The following is a 19,120-nucleotide window of genomic DNA, read 5'->3' on the forward strand; positions in this document are numbered from 1 at the left end:
ATGGAGAGTGTGCTATAACTTTCCTTTCAATGAAATCACCCACGCTTCAATAGTTGCAGCGTGGGTGATTTTTAATTTACTGGCAGATAATCTTATTTATCTTTTTATAAACCGTGAAGTTCCTCCTTTCCAGGATAATATATATACTCCGGGATAAAGCTGGGAAACATTGACTGGAGTCTCTCCTGTGGTAACTTCGCCCAGAAGAATAACCGTTGATCCGGTCATAGAGAATATTTTCACATCCTGTAATGGCATAGAAGTAGACAGATATAAAATAGAACCGTTCTGGTATGTTTTGACCGGATTGGCGACACTTGCTGTTTCGGTAATACCCGTACCTTCCCTTCCATATTCATACGCACCGATCGATGAGGTTCCATCGGTCAAACGTTCCACTCCCCGTTGGTCGAATATCAGTTTGTTTCGCAGTTCAATCGTGTTGTCTACATCTCCTTTTAATAATTTTTCTTCCAATTGAGATGCCGGCAGCACATTGATTGCATTCGATCCGAAAAAACGTTTTTTTACTTTGACTGTCTCAACCGGACCACCGTTTAGTGCCAGAACAGGGATAATATCTCCTTCTACTATGTTACTCTCAAGCATATTACCGAGCAATAGGATGGATGAATCGACTGAGGTTCCTAAAATATCGGTTTCTGCCGGTGTTATATTTATATTATCGGCACTCGAAAAGATGTTATAACCGGTAGTTGCCAGCTGTCCTGCATTATAAACATCACCAGTATGCGCTGAAGTGGAGCGATTTCCGGCAATCACGTTGTTGAAAATGAATGGTGTTCCGTTGTAAATATGCACGGCTGCACCATAAAAGTCGATGGTAGGTGTACCGTTTTTGTAGCATGATGCATGGTTTCCGACAATCGTATTATTGACGATCGAAATTGTAGATGCTACGTTCAAATTGGCATAGATGGCCGATCCTCCTTTCATTTCGTTAATGACACCGCCGATAGCTTCTACCCGGTTATTGACAAAGGTGTTGTTGACTAAAGTCGTTTTAGAAGCATAGGCTGTTCCGTTGAGGGAGACGGTACCTCCGTAAGTAGCCTTGTTATCGACATAAGTGTTGTGCCCCAGGTAAGCCCACGAGTATCCTGAATGGTATCCGGCAGAACCTTGTACTGCTTCATTTTCCGAGAAGTAACAATCAGTCATTGCATGGCGCCACCATAATTCCACACCGGCATAGGCAGTGAAATAAGCGCCGCCGTTGGCTGAGGAGATGTTACGGATAAACCGGCAATCGGTACATAATAATTGGCCGGCTGCATAGATTCCGGCACCTTGACCCGTGGCCTGATTATTGCGGATAATCACATTATCGAGTATCAGTCGGGAACCCAGACTGGCGATACCTGCCCCTGTGGTAGTATTTCCGTTGGCGTTTCCTCCGACAATTTCGAAATTGCAAAGCATCAGTGCGCAGTATTTCTGAACTGTCACTACATGATAAGCATTTTCTTCATTACCGGTCCATACTCCATCTGCGATTTCATCATCGCCGTTTATATCTCCTGATAGAACTGTACGCCCCGTCACTTCTTTAAATGCAGAGTCGTAGCCGCCGAATATATCCAGAGAATGAGGAATATTGAGTGTAGCGTCCCGACCTTTAAATTGCTCCGATTCGGTTACGGTATAATATCCCTGGGCAACGTAAATGGTATCGCCGTTGCAAGTGGCATCGACAGCTTCCTGGATATTACGGAACGGCGCTGACTTGCTTCCATCGCCACCATCAGCAGCATTTATATCGACATAACGGGTATGGGAGGCCACGAAAGGCTCTAATGAGACGTTCACTATCACGGGAAAATGGTCGGAAGGAGTGACACTGCGTCCGAAAGTCTCATTGATATGATTGTATGTATGTACTTTCATCCCTTTTACCCATACATAATCCAGTCTGCTCCCATCTTTTTTCTCGGGATCCCATTTGCACAAGGTTCCGTCCTTAGGCCATGGGAATGGGGTTTCCGATACTTTGCGACTGTCTGACATATAGGCACTGCAAAGGTCATAGAACGGATAACGTATGGCCGACGAATTATGATCACCGCATATGATGGCGGGGTAATGACCGGAAATGGAACGTACTTTTTCCATGTTAACGCGCGTTCCTTCATTGCGGGCATCACTTCCCTGATGATCGAGATGGGTGATGAAATAATAAAAGATATCGCCTGTTTCCTTGATTTTCAGCTTGGCCCATACGGTGAAACGTTTGTTCCCGCTGCTGTTATCCCACGAAAGTAGTGATTTCGAGGGGTCTGTACACAAAAAGTAATGTCCTTCTTCAAGCAGATCGAACTTATCGGTACGAAACAATACCGCATTGATTGTTCCCTGATTGGGCACTGTCGATGAGTTTCCTCCCCATTCTACGAATGAATACTCCGGAAGTAAACTTTTCATGTCCTCTTGTTGTGAACCGGCATTCATTTCGTTGACTCCGACAATATCGTATTTGAAATCGATAATTGTCCGTGCAACATAACTCTTACGGTTGTTCCAGCTTAGCTCTCCCTGATCGGCGCTCGTTTTGAAACGGATATTGAAACATCCGACATTTAAAGTCGTGGTATTGGCTATACCGACCGTCGACAGGGTCGATAAAAATAACCATAGAATGGCGAATAGTCTGTATTTGATATGATAGAAAGCCATATAATAATGATTTATAAAACAAACAAGTCGACTGCTTTCCAGATGCGGAAAGCAGACGGACCTGTTCAATAGATTAGTTACAATATTATCTGGCAACTTTGAACGTTTGTCCGTTCACGTTAGCCATGTAAATGCCTTTTGTGAGATCACGCAGGTCAATCGTGTTACCTTGGGTAATAGATCGGATACGTATACCTTGTAAATTATAAATATGTATCGTAGCATTGTCGGTAAGTCCTACAATCTGGTAGGTACCATCACCTGATACTTGTAATTTGAGAGGGGACATCGGAGAATTCGTAACGGCAATACCGGTCCCATGATTGGTCAAGAAATCATAGGCTCCCGGAGCCGTTTCACCGTTAATCTCTTCCTGGCTACGTTTCGAACCGGTCTGGTCTACAGTAACGTCGATCTCGAACGGGAGATATTTGCCTTCATCTTTTAGAGTCTTGATGTACTCTCCAAGTTCGAAACCATAAAGGGCGTAAACTCCGAGTTGGTCGAGAATGCCATTATCTACAGGTTTCAGCGTCTTGGTGAATCCGCCGTTTTCGCCGGCTGTGGTTGTGCCGAATATCTTGGAATAAGTATTCGGGTTACTGCCATCCATGTGATCATTGTTCCAGTTGATAGCAATGGTTGGAGAATTCATGACCGAGCCGAACGTGCCTAATATACTGCCACCATACGAATTTAAATAGGCGCTGGAGGGTGTCTTTTCCGTACCGGTAAGAACGATAGCGGCTTTGGCAACTGTACCGTCATCTTCGTGTCCGATAATAATGGAATTACAGATACTCACTGCCGGATCACAGGCAATACGTATTTGCGATCCCAACCATGAACCAGGATTAGTGACAGTACCGGTTTCCGTATCTTCAGCATATAGTTCCGAAGGATCGGCAGCGCATGTATTGCCGGCAATTGTACAGTTTATGATATGTACTGCACGTACATCATCATCAAAGGAGCTGCCATTGGCGCAGATTCCGGCACCTTCGTAAAAGGCCTTGTTGTCAACAATAGTGGAATTTATGATCCACATATTTTCTCCTGAAGATTGGGCGATGGCACCACCGTAACGGGATTCCACTTCATTATTACCGAAGTAACAACGTTCGATTACGCCATTCGCTTTCTTAGAACTGCGGGAAGTACACCGGAATCCGGCTCCGGTCTTATGCGCTTTGTTGTTGTATACATTGCAGTCTTTTATATGATAAAGTCCGCCATAGATGTGGATACCGGCACCGATTCCGTCTCCCGTACCTTCGCCTTTGCTTATATTATTATATATATTGCAATATTGAAGTTCGATGGCTCCCTGCGTGCAATAAACTGCTCCACTTGCGTTAGTTGAACCTTCGGGAGAATATGAACAGGTAAAATCGATACCTATCAGTTTGCAGATGTGGGCCAGGTTCTCGGCATCATCATTCCGAGCCTGACGCACATGAATTAAATTACGGAGGTCGCCTGCACTCGGTCCTCCGTTTTCGTCGAGGTCACCGGAGAAAATTGTAGGTGTTGCCGATGGATAGGCAGGCCACTCAGTAACCACACCTTTACTTTGGTCACATCCTCCAACGAAAATATAGCCACGATAAATGCGCCCGGCATCGGAACCGGGACTGGTAGCATTGTAATAGGTTCCTCCTGCAAGAAAGAATACGTCTCCGGTTTTATACTTGGATACCTCATCGTTTTTTGCAGCAGTGGCATCATTTTCGAAAATGTCATACATGGTAATCGCTTTTTCCCAGGATGAACCGTCGTTGCCTGTAGCACGTAACCCCGGTACGACATAGTATTCAGCCGAAAAAACGGTTGTAGGAATCAAAATTCCCATCACACAGAGTAAGAAATGTTTTAGTTTCATAATTCTCATAGATTTGTTAATAATGTATTGGTAAAATCACTTGGAGTTTTTATACGTTTGAGGAGGTATTGACAACAGCCTCCTTACGGTTGTAAAGACTTTATATAATTTTTATAAAGCAGATTATAGGCGGTGACAAGATCTGTAAATCCATCTACTTCTTTTGCTCTTATTTCATAGAGGAACGGACCAGTGTAACCGGCATGATCAAGTGCCTGAAGAATAAGAACCCAATTGTTTTTCCCGCGTCCCGGGAGCTGATGACACTCCTTCTCTCCGTCACCGTCGGCAATGTGGACACTCTTTATGCGAGAGCCGAGTGCAGCGATCAGCAGTTCGGGATTTTTGATGTGATTCATGTCGATTGCTACATAAACATCAGCCGGCATTAAATCCATAATTTCAACCATCTCTTCGACAGTACGGCCCAACGGGCGTTCTACCCCGGGACTGCGAAGTAATTTGTATCCGAGAAGATTTTCCAATACAATGATGGCCCCTATCTCCTTTACATCTTTATTCAGGGAAGTGATGGTTTTTACCAGTTGGCTCATGCGTTCCTTGCGTTCGTTGAGGCCTAACCGCCAGCTTGGATGGAACAGGATTACTTCCGGCTCCAATACGCTGACGACATCGATGTAGCTGCGGTAGGCATTTTCGGAGTGTGAACGAATGGTTTCGTCAATGTGTGACGGGTCACAGTCGGCCCCATAAGGCATATGTATCGACCAGATGTTGATCCCGGCACTGTCGGCATTGTGTTTTACCTGGCGGAATTTCTCTTTTAATTCGGCATTTGGAATAGGATGATCTCCATTTACTAAGCCGGTGAGAGAAATTTCTATGTCAGAGATACCCGCAGACCGTGCTTCTTTCAGGTTTTCATAGGTTAACCCTTTCAAACCGCCGAAAACGCTTATAGTTGTACCTATTCGCAATTTCTGCGGAGTATGTACTTTGTCTTCGTTCATGGTATCCATGCAAAAGCCACTTACGGAAACCATTAAGACAGATATCCATACATAGATTATTTTTCTTTTTAACATACTGTTTACTTGTAATTTAAAACTTAATAATAACTGACTTGCGAATAAGATGTGGTTAAAAATTTAGTCCGTCATCCCATCCGGGGTTCTGTGTAATCATACCTTTGGTAAGTGTACGTTCATTACTTGGGATTGGATAGAGATAATCTCGGTCCTCGTTGAATGCCCTCATTAATTGTCCGTGAGCCAGAATATAACCGGTCTCTCCTTCTGACAGGAATATGTCTTGGTTTATTTTTAATGGAGTTACTCCCGGAGCGGGAATACGGCGGTCCAGATAAACCACAAAATCGATTTTTCCATTGCCATCCATGTCATAACGGCCTTCACCGGGTACATAGGGCCCATAAAATGGCTGGGCCAGAAGTTGGCCTTCACGCCAGCGGCATAAATCGGCAAAACGGATGCCTTCGCTTACCATTTCTATCGAACGCTCCCGACGGATCTCAAGAATGACTCCTTTGTTGGGACCGTTATCCACATTCTTATATCCATAAAGTTCAGATGTGAGGAACGGATCAGGATCGGCATTTACTGCTGATTTGTCCAGGTGGGGCATTCCTACGCGATCACGGATTAAATTGATGGAGTGATCGAGGTCATCTTGCGTCAATGTTCCCAGTTCGGCTTTGGCTTCGGCGTAATTGAGGTATACTTCGGCCATACGGTAAATAGGTATATCTATTGTCGAAGCATTGACAAAATTGGGTCCTGAAATGTACTTTAGCATCGGATATCCTGTCACGGTATTGGCAAAATTGAAGGTTCCTTCTGTACCATCGATGTATTGGGTATTTTGTGTCAATACTGTTTGTGCAAGACGCGGATCGCGTTCTTTGGTCTCTTCAGTAAATGGCATCGTTGCCCATCCTGCTTTATCGGTAAAGCGACTGCCGTCTTGCATTAAGTAAGAGAAAACGAGTGCCTTGGTGTAACCGGCCATGCCTTTGGAGGGCATTAATGCATAGGCGTCGACTGCATGTGCGAAATTTCCTCCATAGCAACGTGCAAGAATTACTTCCTGTGCAATGGCGCTTTCTGAAGTAAAGAGTGAATAATAAGGGTTTTTCCCTGTCGAGTAGATGGAATACTTTTTATCATTCATAATATCAAGCGATGCATTAACACATTCCTGCAAGATAGCTTCATAAGGTAAATTGCTTTTATTAAATGTGTGACCGGCATGGTATTTACGGAAAGTTCCTTCAAAAAGGCACGCACGTGATTTTAATGCAAGGGCTGCATAACGTGAAACTTTATAAATAGAGGATGATGCCGGAAGGCTTTCTGCCGCTTTGTTGCAGTCTTCTATGATATGATTTATGATGACGTCGCGGCTGTCGCGTGCTTTGGCCAAAAGTTCGTCTTGGTCGGAAGCCAATACCTGATCATACCATGGTACTTCGCCAAAACGTTTCAGCTTTTCAAAGTAAAAGTAGGCACGCCAGAAATAAGCAACACCGTCATAGCGTTTGCGGGCGGATGCATCTTCACAGCGATGGGAATTTTGCAGATAATAGTTGATATATCTCAGATAAGACCATGACCATCCCCCGCCGGAGGAAGGAACGGTACGTGTCAGTCCTACTACGACATCGCTCTGAGACAGACCGTCAACAATCAGGTTGGATGGTTCGTCATACAGATTGACTGCGGTAGGTTCCATGAGATAAAACTGGTTGGTATAAAGTTCCAACTCTGACTCTGTATGAAAAAAGGTATCGGGACTGATGGAATCCTTAGGAAACTCATTAAGGTCACACGATACAAAGCCTGTTAATAAGGCGGCGGATATGAATATGTATTTTATAGTACGCATAGCTGGTTTGTTTTTTAGAATGTAATATCGATGCCAAATGAGAATACCTTGCTGAAATTGTATACTTCACCGGAATTCTCAACGTAAGACGAAGATGAAACAGCTGCTTCGGGATCAATGTATTTACAGTATTTCTTCATTGGCGACCAGTAAGCAAGATTCTCTCCGGTGAAATAAATACGTATTTGCTGGAGGTACTTTTTGAACACCGGAAGAGTGTAGCCTACTGTCAGATTCTTAAGCCGTAGATAGGCTACGTTCTGGATATACCGGTCATTGGGTGATGTCAGAGTATAGTGAGAATTGGTATTGTCAGAGTATGCTTCGTAACCGCGAGGGAATGGAAAGTATGCATCCGTATTATCTTCGCTCCATACCTGATCAACCAATTGCTGGCTTAAGAATGTATTGTGCGGACGGCAATACGGTCCCCAGAAAAGATTGGCTTGACCGGAACTGGGATACCAGTTGCGTTTGCCCACACCTTGAAACAGAATAGAAAAATCAATGCCGTTCCATGAAAAATCACCACCGAATGTATAAGAATACCTTGGAAGTGAATTACCGATGACTACCCGATCTCCCGGATCTTCGACCGTGTTTTTACCGATGGAAATTTTATTATCTCCATTGAGATCCAGGAATTTCGGATCGCCGGCATGAAGTCCCTTGCGGGTGGCAGTGGCGTCAATACGTTTGGTAAAGTAGGAGCAGTCAACTTTTTGGGCATATTCTGCCGCCTCTTCATCGGTACGGAAAAGGCCGTCGATTTTATATCCCCAGATATCTCCGAGCTTTTCACCTACATAGTGTTCCGAGATCAGTCGGGTATCATTGTCGAACCGGGTTACTTTGGTCTGGTAATCGCCGAGACTGGCGCGTAGCGAATAAGAGAACGGCCGGCTAAACAGAGTCGCTCTGTCGCGCCAGACGAAACTGAGTTCCCAACCTTTAGTGCGCATATCCGCAGCATTGGTACGCGGTTCGCTTGCACCGTAAACTCCGGGGAGCGATGCTCCCGGCATCATCATATCGGTGGTGTTGCGTATGTAATAGTCACCACTGAATGTTAGTCTGTTGTTTAAAAAAGCAAGGTCGACTCCCCAGTCATACGTCGTTATCTTTTCCCATGTCAAATCATTGGCTACAGGGGCGTCTTCACGGGCATATGTTAGCTTATCCGTACCATTGAACGTAAAATCTCCACTGGTGAGATTGGTGTTGATCTTTTGAACAAACAGGTAGTCCGATACCTGTTGGTTGCCAAGACTACCGATAGAAAAACGTATCTTGGCATTATTCCACCACTGGCGTAAAGGTTCCCAGAAATTCTCCTGACTGATACGCCATCCGACGGAACCTGAAGGAAAGTATCCCCAGCGGTTACGACTCCAGAAACGTGACGATCCGTCGGCACGTCCGGATGCTTCAAACAGATACTTGCCATCATAGTCATAATTAACACGTCCAAAGACACCGAGTGTCTTGTACTTTGATTGTCCTCCGCTGACAGAATAAGTCGATCCGGCAGAGAGGTTGAAATCATTCAGATCTTCCGAAAGATTTCCATCGACCGATACTGCATTCTTGCGGTAATAACGGGTGTCATATTGTATACCGGCTACAATCTTGAAATTGTGTACCCGATTCCAAGTGTGCGAATAATCGGTAAATGCTTCAAATGTCTGTTTATAGAGCGATTGGTTGGTTTCTTGAAGTTCGTTACGAAATTTGCTGGTGGTTTCCCATGAAATCACGCCTTCATGTGAAGAATACGGTGCATTATTATAGCGATATTGTCCGAACTCATGAGAAAAACGATATGCGTGACTCAAATGCAATGTTAATCCTTTCACGATATCTAATTCAAGGTTGTTTTTAATCGTCGCTTCATTCACTACCTCTTCGTTGGAAGTTTTGCCGTAAGTAAGCATCAGGTTCATATCACCAAGTACGCCGGCTCCTTGATTTACTATTTCGGTACTATGTACGATCGTTCCATCGGGATTTTTAGGGACAAATAATGGAGAACCACCCATGGTTACATTACGAAATGTAGTTTGTTGGTTTTTCATTCCTGGCCACCACATTTTACCATAAAAATAATTCAGATTGGTACTAAAGCGGGCCCACTTCGTAATGTTAATGTCTAACTTTCCGCGAATACTGTAATTGTCATAAGGGTCATTTTGCAGGTTCATAATCCCTTCGGTATTGTAATAACGGCCGCTGACGTAGTATTTTACCCTGTCATTTCCTCCTCTTATCGATACATTGTGCTCATGTTGCATGCGAGTACGTTTGTAAATGTAATCGTACCAATCGAAATTTCCGTAATACTTGTATGTTCCGTCTTCTTCGGCTACTACCCACGGGCGTTCGGGGTTTTCGGTCTTATCGCCGCGACGTATCTCGAGTTCATTCCAATCGTCCTCATCATATTTAAGATAGTTTATCCCCTTATTCGAATAATAGAAAAAGCGGTCAACTACTTTGGCCCAGTCGTAACCACTGGTTATGTAGTCGGTACTTGTGGTGTTCTTTAATAGACCGAAACGGCCGTTATATGTAACTTTTACACTGGAGTCACTACCGGTTTTGGTGGTAACTAATACTACACCGGCTGAGGCTTTTGCACCGTATACCGAAGCCGCTGCTGCATCTTTTAATATGGATACTGACTCTATGTCGTTAGGATTAAGGCGGTTAAGTTCCATCTCCACACCGTCGACGAGAATAAGCGGGGTACCTCCATTTAGAGATGCGGCACCACGAATATCTATTTCATAGCCTGAATCGGCTCTACCGGTATTAATGCCAATGTTTAGCGATGGGTCCAGCCCTTGCAGGGCTTGTGCAGCCGAAGCGACAGGACGGCCGTTGATCTCTTCATTTCCAATCACCCCGACAGCTCCCGTCAGGTTTACTTTTTTCTGGCTGCCGAATCCGACTACTACTACTTCATTAAGTATAGTCGAATTCTCGGTCATGGTAATATTCAAGACGTTTGAACTGCCTACTTTTATCGAAACATCGGAGAAGCCTACATAAGAAAACTTCAGTGTTTGTCCTGAAATCGCTTCGATGGAATAATCGCCGTTTACGTTGGTGATTACACCTTTACCCGATTCGGGATTAAGGACGGTAACACCGATAAGTGGTTCTTTGTCAGTACCGTTTATCACTTTTCCGGAAATCGGGCGTGGCTTTGGTGTCGCAGGGGTATTCTCGGTTGGTTGTTTCCGGTTTTGGATGATAATACTTTTGTTGGTCACTGTATAAGTGACATTTTGTCCCGTAAATATACGGCTAAGTATTGTACTAATAGATTCATTTTTAGCTGAGACTGAAACTTTACGATTCATGTCCACGTCATTCGATTCTACTGTTACGGAAAATCCATATTGCTGTTGCAGTTTCAATACAGCTTCGCGTACAGTCACATTCTTTACTTGAAAATCAATACCTGTTGCAAGTGCTTTACCGGGAAGCAATGCGCTGATAACCAACGCAAACACTATAAAGGTGTTTCTTAGTATTGATTGATTAAAATGATAGCTGTTGTACATGTTATAAGATTTATTATAATTGATTGATCAGAATTGATTCATTGATGTTGTTTCCATTTATTGTAGCAGGGATATTTATAGTATTTCATGGAGTACTTTATTCTATCTATGTTATTAGATTTAGTTCTCTACGAGTCATCATTCCATCGTTTTAGGTTGGATAAGGGAATTGGGTTTCTCATTGTATTTGGTGCTAACTTTTTTATCATAATCGAATCTGATATGGGTGGTTCTACTTAAAGAACCCACAATAGAAAGAGATTACGTAACGGGGAGTTGCTTTTTTTGTTTCAACTCAATATAATGCGTGAATTAATTATGAAATACATTTTTTTATTGATAGATATATTGTGACATCTTAATTTATGGAGATATTTGAATGACATTGACAGATGTCTTGTTGTAATGTTTTGTGTGTGTGAAAATAAAACAATGGGTAGCCTGTTATTTTTCTTTGAATAACCGGCAGTGTACATTCTTGTATAGTAAAAAGATACACTTTCTAGATGTTTGATTATCCGTTTTTTTGCAGGAGCTTTTTTGGGGGGATCTATACGTTTTTTTTCTGTATAGCTATGAATTATCGTTTTATTTATCTTCAGAATATTCTTTTTGTAATATGTTATTTTCTTTATTGTAGAAGAATCTTTTGTACTGGTTTTCCGGTACGTGAGAATAAATCTTTAATATATTTGCTCTTTTTCTTTCTTTTTGCTGTGGCTGTGATAGAAAATTGTTATACATTTGCAATACAGTTTTGCTATTCGTGGTGACGAGTTATGATAAGCAGAACTTTTAAATATTAGAAAAACGCAAGAAGCGTAAAGTTATTATCCCCTAATTCGGAATCTGGAAAATTCAAAATGTCATGGGATAATAGCAACAGTCTTCTCACGCCAACGTTATAGTTAGGCGTGAGGATTGTTGTCTATTCATGACATGGGCATTTTCCAGAGCCTCGGATTTAGAATAGAATTAACAGTCCTCGCGCCTTCTTTATGCAGTTAACCTCCGTTGAAGAGGACAAGCGGAATAAAAACTATACACAATGACAAACCAAGCAAGGCGTGGCTTCTTTTTAGCAGTCTTCTTTTTGGCTAACTTCTTATTTCAGCAGGTCTGTGCCCAAGGAAAAATAGAAGTTGCTTCTTTTAACCGGATGGAAACTGATATTACAGCTCGCGTCACGGCTCCTAAGAGAGATCAGAACGGAGAAGTATGTGCACTGATCCGGATTGTAACTACTGTAAAAGATCTGATGTTCGAACCGGACGCTTTAGGAATCACTGCCCGTGAAAACAAACCGGGCGAAATCTGGCTTTATGTACCTCGCGGTGCTCGCCGTATTTCTATTATGCATGACAAATATGGGGTGCTACGCAATTACTTTTACCCCGATATTATTGATAAATCTACCGTCTATGAAATGGAAGTACGAGTCAATGACGGTACTTCCCACGAACCTGTAGATACAAATACACAACTTTTAGTGATGCGCCCCGACCCGGCTGATGCTACTATCTATATAGATGATGAAAAGGTGCCTACGGAAAAAGGGCTCTTCACGGCTACCATGAAGAAAGGTAGTCATACCTATCGTGTGGAAGCTCCTATGTATGCTTCGGAAGCCGGAGTCGTCGATCTGGGGAGTGAACAGAAGATTATGAGTGTCACTTTAAAACCAAAATTCGGATACCTCGAAGTCTTTTCTTTACCGGAGCAGGATGCCAATGTTTACATTGATGGTACTTTGGCAGGGCAAACACCTTATAAAAGTGACCGTATGCCAATACGTTCCTATAAACTTCGTATAGAGAAAGATCTTTTCTTTCCTATAGATACGGTTGTGAATATCTCTGCCGGAGAAACAAATGGGCAAACCTTCACAATGATCTCCACGATTAAACCTAAAGAGCCACGTCGTATGCTGGTGATGGCTGAAGTAGGTTATCATCCTTCACAATTGTCTTATGGCGGTATGATTGGTTTTGTTCGCAAGAACGGAGCTTATGTAAAGTTTCGTAGTGATTTCGGTTCTGCTTCCGCTGATTTGGAGTGTGATGATAGCGGCGCGTTGACTTCCGGAGGTGAGGGTACTCCCTATTACAAAGAAGGAGTCACTCAGAAAGCCCGTTTGTCGGTCACTGCCGGTTATCTGCGGCAATTATGGAAGCCCGTTTATCTCTATGCAGGTGCCGGATATGGTAGCCGTACACTGGCTTGGGAAACTGTAGAAGGTGAATTGGTAAAGAATACCGACCATTCGGCAGCAGGTGTTGCTGCCGAACTGGGTGTTATCGGACGGTTGGGTAAGTTTGCTCTTTCTGTAGGATTTCACACTGTGAATTTTAAGCATCATGAAGTTGCTGTTGGAGTGGGTATTATGTTTTAATTAGTGGAAGTAAAAAATGAAAAAGATAACACATCTTATTATATGCAGTCTGTTGTTAGTGATGGCAGCCTGTGAAAAGGATACGGAGCCTGCAAATTTTGCTCCGAAGTTGGCGACTGGTGAAGCGACCAATATTTATCGAACCGGAGCTACCCTGTCAGGAAGCATGGAAAAAGCAGAAGGAGTGGTTGTAAAAGAATACGGTATCCTTTATTCTACTCTGCAGAGTATGGCCGAATATACTGAAATGAAAGTAGATGAAAAAAGTGGTAACGATTTTGTCGTCCAACTCCAAGGGCTTGAATCCGGTAAAACTTACTATTATTGTGCATATGCCCATAGCGGTTATAGTATAGCTAAAGGGGAAATCCGGAGTTTTACCACCGGAGCAAGTAATACGCCGGTATTTAGCGCGTTGGAAGTTTCCGGTACGGATGAGAAAAGCTTTACGGTTTCTACTTCTATACTTGATGAAGGGGGAGGAGAGATACTTTTTTCCGGTTTCTGCTGGAAAGAGACAAGTGTCTCCGGCTATCTTCCGACAGAAAAAGACGAAATGAAAGTTATAGACAATCTGTCCGACTATCGATTGCGTATCAAGGACCTCAAACCAGGAAGACAATATGCCGTTCGTGCTTATTCCGCAAGTACTAAGGGAATAGGATATGGAGAGACTGCCTACATTATTACAAAAACGACGGACCTTCCGGTTGTCTCTTCTTCCGTGCCACAAGACTCTACAGAAACTTCGATTACTTTGCTGGCAAGAATATTGGCAAACGGAACTACCGTAACTGAAAAAGGTTTCTGTTATAGTACAGAGATGGAGGAACCAACTATTACCGGACTTAAAGAAATTGCTTATACACCTGATACAACGATTTATGCTACAATAAGCAGATTGAAGCCGGGAAATACATATTATATCCGTGCATATGCAGTTGGGCAGCAAGGAGTAGGATATGGGGATGTGATAACCTATACTATCCCTGATGACGGACACCAGGCAGTTCCTCCAGTAGTAACGACACTAAGTGCCGAAGATTTGGGAAATAGTGCAGCCGTACTAACGGGAAGTATTGCTACTGATCATTTAGAAGGGATTACTTCATTTGGATTTACCTGGCAATCAAAATCTTCTTCTATAGGGAATGTTGTTATAGAAAATTATCCAAGTGGAAATATAAGCCAGTTAACAGGCATATTCACATTAAAACTGGAAGGGTTACCTACGGAAGAGGCTATTCAGGCATATGCTTGGGCTATAAGAGAAGTAAATGGGCAAGAATTGCGAGGTCAGGGAGATTGGATTGAATTTACGTTGGCACAAACGCTACAGCCTGCTACGGTAGCCCAAACGACTGTGCGTGATATTACTGTTCACACAGCTTCTGCCATTGCTGTAGTGACCAGTAATGGTGGAAGTGAGATTACAGAAAGCGGCTTTTATTATAGTACAACTCATGCTTTACCTGATGAACGGGACCTTCATGTATCTTCATTGACTACAGGAAACAATATTACTGCCAACCTTGTGGGGTTGGAAGAGGGTCAAACTTATTACATTCGTGCTTATGCGATAAATCAGGCAGGGCTATCATATGGAGTAGTAAGTAACTTCCAGACGAAATCTGTCACTCTGCCTGTTGTAAAAACAGGTGCTGTTGCCAATGTGACCTCTGCTTCTGCGAGCCTATCTGGTACTATTACTTCTTTAGGCAATGGTACATTACAGCGTAAAGGCTTTTGTTGGAGCAGCACACATACGGTTCCTTCTCTTGAGCAACGAGAGGGCAGTAGTGAGGTTTCAACAGAGGGAAGTACTTATTTTTATGAGTTAACAGGATTATCCGGTAAAACAAAGTACTATGTCCGTGCCTATGCTGAGAACGAGAAGGGGGTAAGTTATGGTGAAACACAAGAATTTACAACTGGTACCTCTGCTGTTGTTCCAACACTTAGTGGTACTACTGTCAGTGAAATAGGTGAGACTTCTGCTAAAGCAACTGCTACAGTAGTGAGTGATGGGGGAGCTTCTGTTTCCGGAAAAGGTTTCTGCTATAGTTTGACAAATAGTTCGCCTACCATAGAAGGTGGTAGTAGTATTCTTGCGGATACGTCAACCGGAAATTCAATAACCGGAGTTTTGAAGAATCTGGAACCTGATGCAAAATACTATATTCGAGCTTATGCTACTAATGGGGAAGGGACTGCATATGGAGTGGTATACACCTTCTCTACACAAAAAGTATCTTCTATACCGACAGTTGGAGCTACTGTTATTAACACCGTGACCAAAACAACGGCTGAAGTTTCATCGAGTATAAGTAATGATGGAGGAGCAACTATAACAGAAAATGGATTTTGTTATAGTATTACTAACACGGTGCCTACTATCAGTGATAATAAAATAAATTCGGATATCTCAAAGAAAGATTTTACAGGAAGTCTGGCGGCTTTAGCTATGGGTACTCAATACTATATCCGTGCCTATGCCGTAAATATGAATGGGATAAGCTATGGAGAAACTAATTCGTTTACTACCAGAAGTGATATCCCGGACAACTCTGATAATCAATCACCTGATAAAAAATAATAGATATGAAACCGATTAAAATAAATTTAGTTCTTTTATTCCTACTGGTAACTTTGCATATACAGGGAGAAAGTATTTATGTTGAAAATGCAGGTAGTTTATCCGCATTGATAGGTGAGAAAAAAGATACGATGACAGAGCTACAACTCTCTGGTTCCCTAAATGGGACTGATGTGAAGTTTATTCGTGAGATGGCTGCTCTTGTCTCTATAAATATGAAGGAAGCTAAAATTGTATCAGGTGGAGAATCGTATGATGGTACGTATTATACGAAAAATGATACTATTGGCGTTGGAATGTTTTCTAACATGAAAACCTGGACATCTGTAATATTGCCCAATGGAATAAAATGTATTGATTCTTTTGCATTTGCCCAATGTGAAAACCTGGAGTCTATTGTTTTGGCAGAGACGGTGACAATGATCGGTGGCAGTTGTTTTGAAGGTGATAAGAAACTTCAGAATGTAATCATACCCTCGGCATGTACGACTATTGGTTCAAGTGCCTTCGCTTATTGCAGTTCGCTTACATCCATAAATATTCCGGATGGCATAACGGTAATTCCGTATAGCTGTTTTTCGAGTTGTACTGAGATGTCCACTATAACTGGGTGTAAAAACGTTTCGAGCATAGGGGAGTATGCTTTTGCTAATAGTCACCTGACTTCTTATCCTTTTGGAAATAGTTTAAAATCAATAGACCGTTCTGCTTTTCAATATTCTTATTTAGTTTCTGTTACTATTCCCGGAAGCGTTCGTACGATAGGAGAATATGCTTTTTATGCTTGTTCTTACTTAGAGGAAGTGATTTTTGAAGAAGGGAATACTTTTGTAGGCAGCCATATGTTTTTGAGGTGTAAACAGCTAAGTAAAGTTTCTTTGGCGTCGACTATTACCCGGATTGACTATGGGGCCTTTTGCGAAGCAGGTATCGAAACAATTGCTCTTCCTGCCGGATTAACCGATTTGGTAGAGGCTTGCTTTTACGAGTGTCCGAATCTCGTCAGCATCGATATACCAACTGGGGTCACCCGGATAGGCGAAAACATGTTTGGAAAATGTAAAAAACTACAGTCTGCAAAAATTCCGGCTACTGTGAATACTATAATGGGAGGAAGTTTTAAGGAATGTAGCTCTTTAAGTGAGGTAATTTGCCTGAATCCTACTCCTCCGAGTTTAGGAGTGGAGGTTTTTTTAGGACTCCCTCTTGCAACGCGTAATTTGACTGTTCCGGATGACTCGGAAGCACTTTATGCCGCTGCAGATCAATGGAAAGATTTTTATAGTGAAAAACCAACTTTAGTGATAGATGGAAACAAGGGCACAGTGGGAGTGATTGATGCCGGAACTTTAGAAGAAATAATAGCTGGGAATATGGATAATATAGAAGAACTCGTCATCTCCGGACCATTAAACGGAACTGATTTTCGTTTCATCCGATCTATGTTTACTGATAACAAATTGTTTGGATTAAACATAGAACGGGCTACCATTGTGAGTGGGGGAGATAGTTATCTTGTGTATAATGATATCTCTTATAATACAGAGGATAATGTTGTTGGGGTATTTATGTTTAGGGGGTTGGAACAGATCAGAAGTATTGTGTTACCCAGTAACCTGACTTCCATTGAAGCAAGTGCGTTTACTGGTTGTAGTAATCTGACAACTGTGAAGATACCTGAAACGGTGACAAGGATTGGTGCTGCTGCTTTTTATACATGTTATTCGCTATCTGATGTAGAGCTTCCTCCTCACCTGACAAGTATTGATGATAATGTTTTTTGGAGTTGTGCAAGTCTGAAAGCGGTTACACTTCCGGCTGGAATAAAGGCAATAGGAACAAGGGCATTTTATGAAAGCGGAATTCAGGAAGCCAATATTCCTGAAGGAGTGGCTACTATAGGTAAACTGTCTTTTGGTAGCTGTGGATCTCTGGCTTCAATAACAATTCCGGCATCTGTTACTTACATTAACCCAAATGCTTTAGAGAAGTCACTATCACTTACATCCATTATTTGGAATACATCTGAAGCAGTACAACAATTTATTGATCTGTCTGATTCTAATTGTCTGCTATATTTGAATTCGGATGCAAGTGTATCGACAGGTATTACCAAGATTAAAAATGTAATTCGGAATGGAGTGGCTGATAATATAACATTGGTATCTGGCAAGCCATTTCATTGCCCGATCGCTTTTAAAACGAAGAAAATTTCTTATGAAAAGGACTTCTCGTTAACTTCTGGAATAGCAGAAGCGGCTGGTTGGGAAACTATAGTTTTACCTTTCAATGTGGAGTCTTATTACAATGAGGAGAAAGGAGCGCTTGCACCATTTAGTAGTGGGGGAGTAGGTACTAAACCTTTCTGGTTGCGAGCTTTGACTGATCAAGGATTTGAAGATGCAAGTGTATTAGAGGCGAATAAACCTTATATAATCTCTATGCCTAACAATAATGACTATGATAGTAATTATAACATTGTAGGTACGGTCTCTTTTAGTGCAGAAAATGAGGATGGAATTACCATTCCTGCTACCCCGAAAGCCATGTACAAAGGCGAGTTTGTTGATTATTCGTTAGTGCCTACTTATGAGCTGATAAAAGCGAGTGACATGGTTTATGCACTTAACACATCTATGTATAGTAAAAAACCTGCAGGTAGTGTTTTTGTCAGATCTTTGCGCGATGTTACTCCTTTTGAGGCATATGTTGTTAGTAAGGAGGCTTTAAAGACTGCGCCGGCAATGTATAGCATTGGGGGCGCCAGAGGAGATATCACCGCTTTGGAGAAAATACTTCTGAAAGAAGCTAATACCCTTCATATTTATGCGCAAGGTAATACCTTATATATTGAAACCGACAAACCTCGCCTAATCTCAATCTATGGAGCGGATGGAATCCGAGTTCGTTTGGTTAGTGCTCAGGAAGGTAAAAACGCAGTCAACAACCTTCCTGCTGGTATCTATTTCCTTGAAGGCAAAAAAGTCATTATAAGAAATTAACTGGTAAATTTATGTTTGTTTTTTAATATCCTTGCCACCGTTTGGGAAAACATGTGGCAAGGAGTTTTTTTATTATACAGCAACTTTGTTTCAGTGCATGAATTTACTTTTTGAGTTTAT

The 19,120-nt window shown here is 42.3% G+C and carries 8 protein-coding genes; 3 read left to right on the forward strand and 5 right to left on the reverse strand.

Translation table 11 applies throughout. The features are described 5' to 3' along the window. Window positions 1–96: 96 nt before the first annotated feature. The 5 genes from VCM39_RS02790 to VCM39_RS02810 all read right to left on the reverse strand — a co-directional run bounded on the left by VCM39_RS02790 (window position 97) and on the right by VCM39_RS02810 (window position 11,010). Window positions 97–2,694 (reverse strand): endonuclease/exonuclease/phosphatase family protein, encoded by a 2,598-nt coding sequence (locus VCM39_RS02790; protein ID WP_322933556.1) that lies wholly within the window; start codon window positions 2,692–2,694, stop codon window positions 97–99. Window positions 2,695–2,779: 85 nt separating this feature from the next. Continuing rightward, window positions 2,780–4,576: a T9SS type A sorting domain-containing protein gene (locus VCM39_RS02795; protein ID WP_322933557.1), complete on the reverse strand. Its 1,797-nt coding sequence runs from the start codon at window positions 4,574–4,576 to the stop codon at window positions 2,780–2,782. Between the two features lie 83 nt (window positions 4,577–4,659). After that, window positions 4,660–5,622, reverse strand: a complete 963-nt coding sequence (locus VCM39_RS02800) for a sugar phosphate isomerase/epimerase family protein (RefSeq protein ID WP_322933558.1) — start codon at window positions 5,620–5,622, stop codon at window positions 4,660–4,662. Window positions 5,623–5,677: 55 nt separating this feature from the next. After that, window positions 5,678–7,441 carry a RagB/SusD family nutrient uptake outer membrane protein gene (locus tag VCM39_RS02805; protein ID WP_322933559.1) on the reverse strand — a complete coding sequence of 588 codons (1,764 nt, stop codon included), beginning with the start codon at window positions 7,439–7,441 and terminating at the stop codon, window positions 5,678–5,680. Window positions 7,442–7,455: 14 nt separating this feature from the next. Continuing rightward, complete coding sequence (locus tag VCM39_RS02810; protein ID WP_322933560.1) at window positions 7,456–11,010, reverse strand: TonB-dependent receptor; 3,555 nt, start codon at window positions 11,008–11,010, stop codon at window positions 7,456–7,458. A 1,048-nt stretch (window positions 11,011–12,058) separates the two neighbouring features. Here VCM39_RS02810 and VCM39_RS02815 point away from each other — a divergent pair. Genes VCM39_RS02815 through VCM39_RS02825 form a run of 3 tightly spaced genes read left to right on the forward strand, consistent with a single transcriptional unit; the run spans window position 12,059 to window position 19,000 of the window. Next, window positions 12,059–13,402 carry a PEGA domain-containing protein gene (locus VCM39_RS02815; protein ID WP_289290655.1) on the forward strand — a complete coding sequence of 448 codons (1,344 nt, stop codon included), beginning with the start codon at window positions 12,059–12,061 and terminating at the stop codon, window positions 13,400–13,402. Window positions 13,403–13,418: 16 nt separating this feature from the next. Next, window positions 13,419–15,998 (forward strand): hypothetical protein, encoded by a 2,580-nt coding sequence (locus VCM39_RS02820; RefSeq protein ID WP_289290653.1) that lies wholly within the window; start codon window positions 13,419–13,421, stop codon window positions 15,996–15,998. 5 nt (window positions 15,999–16,003) lie between these two features. Continuing rightward, window positions 16,004–19,000, forward strand: coding sequence for a leucine-rich repeat domain-containing protein (locus VCM39_RS02825; RefSeq protein WP_322933561.1), 2,997 nt, complete (start codon window positions 16,004–16,006; stop codon window positions 18,998–19,000). Window positions 19,001–19,120: the final 120 nt, after the last annotated feature.

Source organism: Bacteroides mucinivorans (genome assembly GCF_034654355.2).
Lineage (GTDB): Bacteria > Bacteroidota > Bacteroidia > Bacteroidales > Bacteroidaceae > Bacteroides > Bacteroides nordii.